Raw genomic sequence first — 11,196 nt, forward strand, 5'->3', positions numbered from 1 at the left:
GTCAGGCTCCCGGCGCGGCGAGAATGGCGACGGCGGCGGCGGCATCCTCGACGCCGTAGAGGCCGCCGCCATTCTCCAGCATGGCGTGTCGCGCGCCCGCCACCTGCCGGGGCCCTGCGCGACCGCGAAGCTGGGTGACGAGCTCGTGGACCTGGGCGAGCCCGGTCGCGGCGAGCGGATGGCCGCGCGATTCCAGGCCGCCCGAGACGTTGACCGGCACGCGCCCGCCCAGGGTGAAATCGCCGCGCTCGGCCGCCGGCCCGCCCTCGCCCCGCGCCGCGAGCCGCAGATTCTCCACGTTCAGCAGCTCGCCGAAGGCGGTCGCGTCATGGACCTCGGCAAGGTCGATCGCGTCGGGCCCGATCCCGGCCTGGTCATAGGCGCGGTCGGCGGCGAGCCGGGTGACGTGCCGGTCCCAATCGCGGTCGTCGCGGTCGCTGCCGGTCTGGAGCACGCTGGCGGCGATCCGAACCGCCCCGGCGCGGGCGGCATCGCCCAGCCTGCGAAGCCCTTCGGCGGAGCAGAGCAGCGCAGCCGCAGCGCCGTCCGAATAGGGCGAGCACATCGGCACGGTCAGCGGATAGGACAGCGACCGCGCGGCCAGCACCTCGTCGACGGTGAAGGCCCGGCGGAACTGGCAATAGGGATTGTCGACCGAATGGCCGTGGTTCTTCGCGGCGATGGCGGCGAGCTGGCGCCGGGTGGTGCCGAAATCGGCCATGTGCGCGCGTGCCCAGCAGCCGTACATGTCCATGAACACCGACCGCTCGCCCTCCGCCAGCGGAACGGATGTCCCCGCCCCGAGCGCGGCCAGCCGCGCCATCGCGGCGTCGCGATCATGGACGTCCATCCCGCCCGCGAACAGCGCGTCGCGCTTCGCCACATCCTCGACCGACAGCTTCTCCGCCCCGATCGCCAGCACGATGTCCGCCATGCCGGCGCGGACCTGCGCCATGCCGAGGTGCAGCGCGGTCATGCCCGAAGCGCAGGCATTCTCGACATTGACGATCGGGATCGCCTGGAAGCCGAGCGGACGCAGCGCCATCTGCCCCGGCGTGCCGGTCTGCCCTTCGAGCAGGCCCTGCCCGACATTGGCGAAGAAGGCGGCCTCGACATCGGCCACGCGGGCGCCGGCATCGTCGAGGCAGGCGGACACCGCCTCGCGCACGAGCTGCTTGACGGTGCGCCCGGGAAGCAGGGCGAAGCGGGTCATCCCGACCCCGGCGACATAGACCGAATCCTGCATCAGCGCCGCCGCCCTTTCCTCTCTCCCGTCGAGGCGGAAACCTAGTTGTGGCGGCCGGCGGCGGCAGTCACAGGAACGTGCTACGCCGTCGTTCCCTAACCGATTATTAGCCATTTCCGTTTACCGGTTCCGCGTTGGACGGCGGAAAAGGTGAAGGCATGGCCGACGAAACCGGTGCGAATGGCGCGACCCCGGGCGGAGCCGCGCTTCCGCCGATGCGGTTCGGCTGGCTCGACGAGGAACTGCCCGCCGAGCCGTGGCCGGGCGCGCTGCGCGGCAGGCTGTGCGATGCGATGAAGAACCTCGGCTGGGCGGCGGTCCATGCGGGCGAGTTCGCCCCGCTCGAACGTCTCTACCGCGACTTCGCCGCGATCTTCCCTCGGCTGCTCGTCGACCGCGACGACGTCGACCGCGCCGCCGATCTCTACACGCTGCTCCACATCATGCTGTGGCGGCGCACCCAGATCCTGTCCGAGCTGACGGTGTTCAACGCCGATGTGGTACGGCCCTTCGTCGACTATCTCGCGCGGCATTTCCCCCGAAGGGCGCCGCCCGCGTCGGACCGGCGGGTGCCCCGCATCGCCTATCTGTCGGAGACGAGCGACCTGTTCGGCGCCAACGCGGTCGCGCGCATCACCGTCTCGCTGATGCTCGGCCAGCACGAGCTGCGCGACGAGGCCGAACGGCCGATCCTCTATTGCATCAACCGCCCCGCCCCCGAGCTGTGGGCCTTCGCCGAGGCGTTCGGGCTGCACATCCGCGACATGGCGCGCGAAACCCCGTCGCGGACGGCGGAGGCGATCATGGCGCAACTCGCGGCCGATGGGATCGACGTGCTGATCGCCGACAGCAATTGCGCGGTCGCGACGATGGTGCTGCAACGGCGGCCCGTACCCGTGCAGGCGTTCCACGAGAACGGCTTCGCGACCTGGGCCATCCCCGAGCTCGACCTCGCCTTCATGGGCATCACCCGCCCGTCGCCCGAGCTGTTCGCGCCGGGCGTCGAGATGGTGCGGACCCCACGCAACACAGCCTTCGTCTTCCAGAGGATCGAGCGGCCGGAGGCGAGCATCGCGGCGGTGCGCGGCGTGCTCTGCGCGGAATCGGGCGTGGCGACGCCGAGCGTGGTCTACGGCGTCTATGGCCGCATGGCGAAGATCACCGCTGACTATATGGCGCAGGTCGAGGCGATATTGCTGCGCGATCCGCGGGCGATCTTCTTCGCCGGCGGCACCGGCCGCATCTCCCCGATCATGGACCGCAAGCGGGCCTCGCCGGCGGGCGACCGCATGGTGATCTACAACGACTTCATCGACGGCCATGTCATCGGCGAATGCATCGACGTCTTCCTCGACAGCTTCCCCTTCCCCGGCGGCATGTCATGCATCGAGGTACAGGCGCGCGGCGTGCCGGTGGTCTGGATGGCGCCGCCGCCGGGCAGCGAGCAGTTGATCATCGGCGACCAGCGCGATCCCACGCTGAAGGCGCACGATGCGGACCATTATGTCGAGCTGGCTCTTCAAGCGGCGGACCCGGCGGCCTGGGCCGCGTTCGGCGAGACCGCGATCGGCATCGCCCGACGCTTCGGCGACATGCGCGAGCAGGCCGAGCTGGTCGAGGCGCATATCGCCGCCGCCTGGGCGCGGGCGCGGCGGGACGGGAGGATGGCGGCATGACCCGGCTTCCCGTCGCGCGACCGCGCATGCCGGCCGCCGAGGCGCTGCTCCCCTATCTCCGGCGGATCGACGCCCAGCGCTGCTACACCAATTTCGGCCCGCTGGTGGCGGAACTGGAGGCGCGGCTGGCGGACCGGGTCGGCCTCGATCCCGCCTGCGTCGCCACCGTCGCCAATGCCACCGCCGGGCTGACGCTGGCGCTGCGGTCGGTGGCCGAAGGCAGGTCCGGCGTCTGCCTGATCCCATCCTGGACCTTCGTCGCCACCGCCCATGCGGTCACGGCGGCGGGCTTCGCGCCGTTCCTCGTCGACGTTGACGAGGCGAACTGGGCGCTGACCCCGGCGATCGCGCTCGACGCGGTGGCGCGGATCGACGGGCCGGTCGCCGCGATCATGCCGGTGGCGCCGTTCGGCGCGCCGCTCGACATCGCCGGCTGGGACCGCTTCACCGCGCTGACCGGGATTCCAGTGGTGATCGACGCCGCCGCCGGCCATGACGCGGTGCGTGCCGGCGATACGCCCTGCGTGATCAGCCTCCACGCCACCAAGATCCTCGGCGCGGGCGAAGGCGGCTATGTCGCCTGCCGCCGGCCCGAACTGGCGATCGAGATCAGGAAGCGCAGCAATTTCGGCTTCTACGGCGCGCGCAACGCCGAGGTCGCGGCCTGCAACGCCAAGATGAGCGAATATCATGCCGCGGTCGGCCTCGCGTCGATGGACGCCTATGCCGCCGACATCGGCCGCTTCCGGGCGGTGGCGACCGGCTATCGCGATCGCCTTGCCGGGCGGGCGGATGTCGGATGGCAGCCGGGCTACGGCGTCGAGTGGTGCGGCAGCACCTGCGTCGCGCGGTTCGCCGGGGAGGATCGCGACCGGATCGCCGCGCGGCTGGATGCGGCGGGGATCGACAGCCGCGCCTGGTGGGGCGGCGGCGTCCACGACCAGACCGCCTTCGCCGACCTCCCCCGCCTGCCGCTGGCCGTGACCGAGCGGCTGGCGCGCGAGACGATCGGCCTGCCCTGTTTCGTGGACATGGCCGAGGCGGACGTCGTCCGCGTCTGCGACGCCCTCGACGGCATCGGGCGCGTCCCGCTCCGCAGGGCGGCCTGACGGGCGCCATGGCCACCCATCGCAACGCGGCGTTCCTGTCGCCCGACGAGCTGGCGGAACTCGACTTCGCCCATCTGGGCAAGGACGTCCTGATCCATTCGACCTGCGTGCTGGTCAACTGCCAGCGCATGTCGATCGGCGACGGCGTGCGGATCGATCCTTTCTGCGTGCTGTCGCCGGGCAGCAGCCTGGAGATCGGCGACCATGTCCACATCGCCGCGCAATGCGTGCTGATGGGGTCGGCCGCGATCGCGCTCGGCGATTTCGCCGGGCTCTCGCACGGCGTTAAGATCCTCTCCGCCTCCGATGATTTCGTCGGCGGATCGCTGATCGGGCCGACCATCCCCGACGCCTTCCGGACGGTCGACGCCCGGCCGGTGCGGCTGGCGCGCCACGCCGTGATCGGCGCCGGCGGGCTGGTGCTGCCGGGATCGACGATCGAGGAAGGCGCGACGGTCGGCTCGCTCTCGCTGGTCAAGGGCTCGCTCGCGGCCTGGACCGTCAACGCCGGCACCCCCGCCCGCAAGGTCCGCGATCGCGACCGCGACGGCGTCCTCGACGCCGAGCGAAGGTTTCGCGCCTCCCGCCCGCCCCGATTGCCGCGCCCCGCATTCGAGGCTTGACCGCCCGCGCCCGCGCGACCGATCATGCCGGGACCCGGACGGGCGGCGTTCGGGGCGGATGGGGACCGGTCTTCATGGCGATGCCGATGCGCGACAGGCGATCGTGAAGACCGGCGGAGCGCCCGGCGAACGCCGCTATCGCGCGTTCATCAGCTATAGCCACAGCGACGAGGCGGCCGCGCGGCGGCTGCACCGCTGGCTCGAATCCTATCGCATTCCCCGGCGGCTCGTCGGACAGGGCACGGCGCGGGGCGAGGTGCCCCGGCGGCTGGCGCCGATCTTCCGCGACCGCCTCGAATTCCCGGCGGCCTCCAGCCTCAACGCGGCGATCGAGGAAGCGCTCGCCATGTCGGACGCGCTGCTGGTGCTCTGCTCGCCGGCCGCGCGCGCCTCGCTGTGGGTCAATGCCGAGATCAGGCTGTTCCGGCGGCTGCATCCCGATCGCCCGATCATCGCCGCGCTGCTGACCGGCGAACCCGCCGACGCCTTCCCCGAGGCGCTGCTGGAGCCCGATGCGGCGGGCATTGCCGACGAACCGGTCGCCGCCGATTTCCGCCGCAGCCATGACGGCGCGAAGCTGGCGCGCCTGAAGATCGTCGCCGGCCTGACCGGCCTCGCGCTCGACGAACTGATCCAGCGTGAAGCACAAAGGCAGCTTCGACGTGTGATCGCCGTCACGGTCGCCTCGCTGGCTTTCGCCCTAATCATGGCGATGCTGCTCATCTTCGCGATCCTCGCGCGAAGGGAGGCCGAACATCAGCGCCGGCAAGCGGAAGGCCTGATCGAATTTATGCTCACCGACCTCAGGACCAGATTGCAGGGGGTAGGCAGACTGGAGATCCTCCAATCGGTGAACGCACGCGCCCTCGCTTATTATGGCGAGCAGTCGGACCTGAACCGGCTGCCGGCGGAATCGCTCGAACGGCGCGCGCGGGTGCTCCATGCGATGGGCGAGGACGACCATAAGCGCGGCGACTATGCCGCCGCCCTCGCCACCTTCCGCGAGGCGCACCGGGTGACGGCGACGCTGCTCGCGGCGAAGCCCGGCGACCCCTTGCGCATCTTCGCCCATGCCCAAAGCGAGTTCTGGCTGGGCTATGTCGACTTCGTGCGCTTCCGCTACGCGCGCGCGCTGCCGCGCTTCGTCGCCTATCGCGACCTCGCCCGCCGGCTGGTCGCGATCAGCCCCGAAGACCTGAAATATCGCCGCGAGCTCGGCTATGCGGAGGGCAATCTCTGCACGATCGCGGTGGCCCGCAAGGGTCCGCCCGCCGATCTCGACGCCTGCGCCGCCGCGCTGGCGACGATGGAGCATATCGCGCGGTCGTCGCCCGGCGATCCCGGCATCCAGAGCGACCTCGCCAACCGCCACGCCTGGATGGCCGATGCGCTGCGCCTGACCGGCCACGACGAGGAGGCGATGGCGCACCGCGACAGGCAGCGGGCGATCATCGACCGGCTGCTCGCCGCCGATCCCAAGAATGCCAGCTATCGCCAGGACTGGATATTGTCGCGCTACTCGACCTCGGAACTGCTCCGCGCGCTCGGCAAGCCGGCCGAGGCGGACGCGATGATCGCCGAGTCCCGGCGGGTGATCGACGGCCTGATCGCCTCCGATCCCGAGAATGAGGACTGGCGCGTCTGGCGCGAGAAGCTCAATCAACCCGATCCGCAATAGGAGATGTCCGTCATGCGCACCTGTCGCCCAACCTATATCCAGCAACCGCTCGGCCGGCTGGCGCCGCATGGCATCAAGCCGGCCAGGACGATCCGCTTCCATGTCCTGATGGGTGTCGAGGATGGGCGCATCGCCCTGCGCTACCATCAGGAGAAGGCTGACGGGCACGACCCGGTCGAACAGGAATATATCGCGATCGAGGAGGACGCGGTCGTCGAGATCCACCTCCATGGCGACCAGATCTTCTTCTCGAAGGAGCTCGACGCGATCACCACCAAGGAGGAGCTGGACGGCTTCTACGGCGCCCTCGAATATGACGGCTATGACGAGAAGCTCGACCATTACCGCGTCGCCCGCTTCGTGGCGAAGCACAACAAGGGCGGCAAGTACGACACCACCCATCCGTTCAACATCAACGTCGACTTCCTGCAGCAGCATTGCGGGGGCAAGCCGAAATGGATCGTCCTGACGATCGATCCCGACATCAAGAACCCGCCCCCGATGCGCACCTGACCGACAATGGACGAAACGGCTATCGACCGGAGGTGACGACGTGACTCTCTCGAGCCTCGCACTGATCAGGCAGGCGGCCCGCGCCGGGGACACGCTGCGCGCATGGCGCATGTTCGAAGCAGCCGGCCTGCTCGATTCGACGCAGGAGGATGCGTTGAGCCTGCGGGGCCGCCTGCTCAAGGATCGCGCGCTCAAGAGCGGCGGCGCGGAACGGGCCGTGCTGTTCGACCAGGCGGAAGCCGCCTATCTGGAAGCGGCCGGCGAGCGGCGCGCGACCTATCCGCTGATCAACGCGGCGACGATCGCCTTCCTCAACGGCAAGCCCGACCGGGCCCGCGAACTGGCGGAACGGACGATCGCGCTGCTCGACAGCGGCGACCATGAGCCGGAGACGAGCTACTGGCTGGGCGCGACCCGCGCCGAGGCCGAGCTGCTGCTGGGCCGGGTCGACGCCGGCAAGGCGGCGCTCGAACAGGCGGTGGCGGGCACGCCGGCCGCCTGGGAGGATCATGCGGCGACGCTCCGGCAGCTCCGTTTCGTGCTCGATCGCATGGGCGAGCCGACCGACATCCTCGACCATCTCCGTCCCCCCGCCAGCCTGCATTTCAGCGGCCTGATCGGACTGCCGGCCGAGGACGAGGAGGTCCGGGCGGCGATCGGCGCGGCGCTCGACGAGATCCGGCCCGGCTTCGTGTTCGGCGCGCTCGCCGCCGGGGCCGACATCGTCGTCGCCGAGCTGGCGGTGGCGCGCGGCGCGCAGCTCCACGTCGTGCTGCCCACGCCGATCGACCTGTTCCGCGAGGAATCGGTCGTCGCCTTCGGCGCGCACTGGGCGAACCGCTTCGACCGGCTGATCGAGGCCGCCGAGGCGATCGATACGCTGCCCGACGTCGGCCCGCTCTCCGAAGCCGCGATCGTGCTGGGCGAAGAGATATCGATGGGCCTGGCCCTGCGCCGGGCGCGATCGCTGGCAAGCGAAGCGGTCGCGCTGCGCGTGCGCCGGTCGACCGATCCGGCGTCGGTCTCCGAACGGGTGTGGCGCGATCGCGGTCTCGCCCATCACGACATCGTCGTCCCCCGCTCCGAGGCGCGCCGCGATCACCCGCTGGCCGAACGGAGCCGCTGCGCGATCCTCGCGCCCGCGGCCCCCTTCCCCGCCGGCCTGCCCCTGCCGCCGGGCTGCACCCCGCGCACCGTGGCCGGACAGACGATCCTCTGCGTCGACGCGCTCGCCCCGGCGGTGGCGCTGGCGCTGGAGATATTGCGCGCCAGCCCCGGCAACCGGATCGGGCTCGACTATCGCGTCGCCGGCCCCGGTGCCGACATCCCCGGGGAAGCGGCCGAACTGGCGATGCTGCTCGCCCGCGCCGCACCGCCGTCGAGCATCTTCGCCGCCTGCCCCGGCGCACTCGCGATCGAACTGCACGCCGCCGATCGCATCTTCGAATCGGCAGGCGAGATCGTCACGCCGCTCGGCGACATCCCGGTCAGCATGTTCCCATTGGCGGCGGCGGGCTGAGGCGTTTCGGGCTTCGATCGGAGCTTGCCGCTTTACCCACTCTTTCCGTCATCCCGGCGAAAGCCGGGATCTCACTTCTCTTCGCCTCTCCTCCTCCAAGGCACGGAAAGGCAGTGAGATCCCGGCTTTCGCCGGGATGACGCAAGAGGCTGGCCGGATTATGCGCCGGCCGGTCATCATCAGTAGATGAGTTCCTGCAACATGCGCGGGGCGAGGATGGTCAGTTCCTCGTCGGTGCGGCGCACGATGCCGCGCCGGATCAGCGCGGCCAGCGCCCGCGACGCCGTCTCGCGCGTGGTGTTGGCGCTCAGCGCGAGCGTCGTCACGATCGGCGGCGGCGCGATGCGGTTGGCGTCGCCGGCGAGCTGGGCAAGCTGGGCATAGACGCGGCCGGCGGCGCTGTAGGTGGTGCGCGCCACCATCCGGTCGAGCGCCATGTCGAGCTGCCGCGCGAGCAATATCGCCATGGCCGAGCCGATCTGGGCATGCTCGGCGGCGAGCGCGGCGAGCGTGCGGGCCTCGGCGCGCAGCAGATGGGTGGCGGCGAGCGCCAATATCTCGGCGCGATGGATGGTCGGCTCGGGATAGGCGCCGAACAGTTCGCCGGGGCCGTGCTGGGCCAATTGCTGGCGCTGCCCGTCGATCCCGAAGCTATGGACGCGGACCGCGCCGTCGACCACGAACCAGCAATGCGCCGAGCGGTCCCCCTGCACGGCGATCACCTGCTTGGCCGGGACATGCTGATAGGTCAGCTCGGCGTCGAGCCGCCGCGCCGTCGGTTCATCACATCGGAGGATCGCCTGAACAGCGACAATTCGCTCATCGACTTCCAACGGCAACGTCCCCTGCATCGATAGCCATCGGCGCTGTCCACCCGCATAACCCAATTTCGTGACGGCGATAATCTGGATTAGCCATCGTTTCGGCGCAGATAGCCATCCATATGGCGCTGCCCGGCGCATCCTTGCGGTCGCGCCGGGCAGTCCCCCGTCAGGCCATGGCGGGCGCGAGCGCCCTCGGCCTGTTCTTCGTGCGGCTGCGCGTCGCGCCGACCGAGATCATCGGCGCCTGGTCGCCGTCGCCATCCTCGGTCGAGACCGTGTAATTGTCCCAGCCGGTCTCGCTGGTCGTCGTTCCCACGCGATAGTAGATCGCACCGGCGGGCGCGAGCCGGCTCCACACCGTGTCGGGCATGTCCCACTGGTCGCCGGTCAGCAGGTCGCTGTCCTGCCAGGTCGCGTAGAAATTGTCGTCGGTGCGGCTGGTGTCGTCGGCGAACAGCGCGCCGTCGGTCGCCACCTCGACCACGGCATAGGGCGCGCCGGCGCGATCGATGGTGAAGCTGGGGGCGGGATCGTCCGCCGCCATGCTGTCGGGCCCGCTGATCGACGGCAGGCCGCTCGCCGCGCCGTCGTCGACCGGCTGCTCCTCCTCGCCCGACACGGCGTCGCCGCTCAGCGAGATCGACGGCGCCAGGTCATATTGCTGGTCGGGGGTCGAGACCATATAGTTGCCCCAGCCGGTCGACGCCTCGGTTGAACCGATCCGGTAATAGAGCGTGTCGGCCTGCTTCAGCCGGTCCCACACCGCCTGCGGCAAGCTATATTCGGTGCCGCTATGATGGGCGGAGTCGCTCCACGACCCGTAGAAATTATCGTCGGTCCGCTCCCCGTCGCCGACATTCCCGGTGTCGAACAGCCGCGCCTCGCTGGTGATCTCGAAGATGAAATAGGGATTGGGACCGCCATTGACGCGGAAGGTCGGCGGCGCGTCCGAACGGTCCATCGTCTCCGGACCCGTCACCCACAGCGAGGAGGCGACCGGCTCATTGGTCGCGTCGGTCGTCAGGGTGAAGGGATGCTGTGCCTCGAAGGTCGGATTGGACGCCCCGGTGGTGAAGTAGTTGGGCGACTGGGTCGACGGCATCAGGTCGAGAATCGCCTTGTGGAAGGCGCGATAGTCGCCCGAGAAGCCGCCGTCGTTCCAGACCTTGAGCAGGGTTTCGGTGAACAGGCCGTTGCCGTCGCCATCGGCGGAGAGCTGGTTGTCCTGGCAACCGGAGATCAGGATCACCGATGCCTGGACGCCGTCGTCGACGTCGCGGCCGATCAGCCGCTGGAGCGTGCCGTAGAGGCCGCCATTCTTCTCGATGCTGCGGCGCCGGGCCGAAGGATCGAGCCAGCGGAACGTCACCTCGCCCGCCGCCGCCGGCGGGATGCGCTGCGCGTCGGCGGCGACCGGCGCGAGCGGAGCAGGCCGGGCGGCGGTCGCGACGGCCGGCGGCGGGGTCCCGCCGCCGCGCACGGCCAGCGCGCGCGTCGTCACCTTGGGCGGCTTGATCGCCGTCGGGCTGAACATGTCGCGAAGCTGCGGCGACGCGGCGAGCTTGCGCTCCTTGATCAGCTTGGCGACCGTGCCGCTGTGGCAGCTGTCGGACAGCATCAATATCCGCACCCCGGCCTCGAACCGCGACCAGAGCTGGCTGAGTTCGTCGTCGATCAGCATCCGGTCGTAGAGGCACCAGGTCTCGTCGAGGCCGTCCGCCTCGTCGCCGTCGACGTCGCTCACCTGGCTGCCATGGCCGGAATAGGTGAGGAACAGCATGTCGCCCGAGCGCAGCGTGTTGGCCGCGTCCGAGATCGCCTCGATCACCGCATCGGCGGTCGCCTCCTCGTCGACCATCCGCCGGGTCTGGAAACCCTGGCCCGCGGCCAGGCTCTGCATCGAATCGGCATCGTTGATGCAACCGGCGAGCACGGTCTGCTCGCCATAGGATGAGACATCGAGGTTGTTGAGCCCGATGTGGATAGACATTCCCATAGCCATCATCAT

At 69.9% G+C, this 11,196-nt stretch carries 9 protein-coding genes; 6 read left to right on the plus strand and 3 right to left on the minus strand.

Annotated elements, in window-relative coordinates; genetic code table 11:
* Position 1: 1 nt before the first annotated feature.
* Positions 2–1,246 (minus strand): thiolase family protein, encoded by a 1,245-nt coding sequence (locus tag HRJ34_RS06520; protein WP_208633647.1) that lies wholly within the window; start codon positions 1,244–1,246, stop codon positions 2–4.
* A gap of 158 nt (positions 1,247–1,404) precedes the next feature.
* Between HRJ34_RS06520 and HRJ34_RS06525 the strand changes: the two genes are divergently transcribed.
* The 6 genes from HRJ34_RS06525 to HRJ34_RS06550 are packed head-to-tail and all read left to right on the plus strand — an operon-like array spanning position 1,405 to position 8,364.
* Complete coding sequence (locus tag HRJ34_RS06525; protein WP_208633648.1) at positions 1,405–2,922, plus strand: tetratricopeptide repeat protein; 1,518 nt, start codon at positions 1,405–1,407, stop codon at positions 2,920–2,922.
* A complete protein-coding gene (locus HRJ34_RS06530; protein ID WP_208633649.1) occupies positions 2,919–4,031 on the plus strand; it encodes a DegT/DnrJ/EryC1/StrS family aminotransferase in 1,113 nt (370 codons plus the stop codon). The genes HRJ34_RS06525 and HRJ34_RS06530 overlap by 4 nt, the downstream gene beginning before the upstream one ends.
* A gap of 8 nt (positions 4,032–4,039) precedes the next feature.
* The gene (locus tag HRJ34_RS06535) at positions 4,040–4,654 is read left to right on the plus strand and encodes an acyltransferase (RefSeq protein ID WP_011951640.1); all 615 of its coding nucleotides are present in this window, start codon (positions 4,040–4,042) and stop codon (positions 4,652–4,654) included.
* Between the two features lie 58 nt (positions 4,655–4,712).
* Positions 4,713–6,332, plus strand: coding sequence for a toll/interleukin-1 receptor domain-containing protein (locus HRJ34_RS06540; RefSeq protein WP_016744802.1), 1,620 nt, complete (start codon positions 4,713–4,715; stop codon positions 6,330–6,332).
* A 12-nt stretch (positions 6,333–6,344) separates the two neighbouring features.
* A complete protein-coding gene (locus HRJ34_RS06545) occupies positions 6,345–6,845 on the plus strand; it encodes a nucleotide synthetase (RefSeq protein ID WP_011951642.1) in 501 nt (166 codons plus the stop codon).
* Complete coding sequence (locus HRJ34_RS06550) at positions 6,808–8,364, plus strand: tetratricopeptide repeat-containing protein (RefSeq protein WP_319025641.1); 1,557 nt, start codon at positions 6,808–6,810, stop codon at positions 8,362–8,364. The genes HRJ34_RS06545 and HRJ34_RS06550 overlap by 38 nt, the downstream gene beginning before the upstream one ends.
* A 179-nt stretch (positions 8,365–8,543) precedes the next feature.
* On the opposite strand, the gene HRJ34_RS06555 is transcribed toward HRJ34_RS06550, so the two are convergent.
* Both HRJ34_RS06555 and HRJ34_RS06560 read right to left on the minus strand, forming a co-directional pair.
* On the minus strand, positions 8,544–9,197 hold the full coding sequence (locus HRJ34_RS06555; protein ID WP_208633651.1) for a Crp/Fnr family transcriptional regulator: 654 nt from the start codon (positions 9,195–9,197) through the stop codon (positions 8,544–8,546).
* A gap of 157 nt (positions 9,198–9,354) precedes the next feature.
* Positions 9,355–11,178 carry a caspase family protein gene (locus tag HRJ34_RS06560; protein WP_208633652.1) on the minus strand — a complete coding sequence of 608 codons (1,824 nt, stop codon included), beginning with the start codon at positions 11,176–11,178 and terminating at the stop codon, positions 9,355–9,357.
* Between the last annotated feature and the right edge of the window lie 18 nt (positions 11,179–11,196).

The organism is Rhizorhabdus wittichii, from assembly GCF_017607425.1.
GTDB lineage: Bacteria > Pseudomonadota > Alphaproteobacteria > Sphingomonadales > Sphingomonadaceae > Rhizorhabdus > Rhizorhabdus wittichii.

What these genes read in the sequence shown, in the direction of transcription:
- HRJ34_RS06535 (WP_011951640.1), top strand. Translation starts at nt 4,040, where the DNA reads ATGGCCACCCATCGCAACGCGGCGTTCCTGTCGCCCGACGAGCTGGCG.
- HRJ34_RS06530 (WP_208633649.1), top strand. Translation starts at nt 2,919, where the DNA reads ATGACCCGGCTTCCCGTCGCGCGACCGCGCATGCCGGCCGCCGAGGCG.
- HRJ34_RS06525 (WP_208633648.1), top strand. Translation starts at nt 1,405, where the DNA reads ATGGCCGACGAAACCGGTGCGAATGGCGCGACCCCGGGCGGAGCCGCG.
- HRJ34_RS06560 (WP_208633652.1), bottom strand. Translation starts at nt 11,178, where the DNA reads ATGTCTATCCACATCGGGCTCAACAACCTCGATGTCTCATCCTATGGC.
- HRJ34_RS06540 (WP_016744802.1), top strand. Translation starts at nt 4,713, where the DNA reads ATGGGGACCGGTCTTCATGGCGATGCCGATGCGCGACAGGCGATCGTG.
- HRJ34_RS06520 (WP_208633647.1), bottom strand. Translation starts at nt 1,246, where the DNA reads ATGCAGGATTCGGTCTATGTCGCCGGGGTCGGGATGACCCGCTTCGCC.
- HRJ34_RS06545 (WP_011951642.1), top strand. Translation starts at nt 6,345, where the DNA reads ATGCGCACCTGTCGCCCAACCTATATCCAGCAACCGCTCGGCCGGCTG.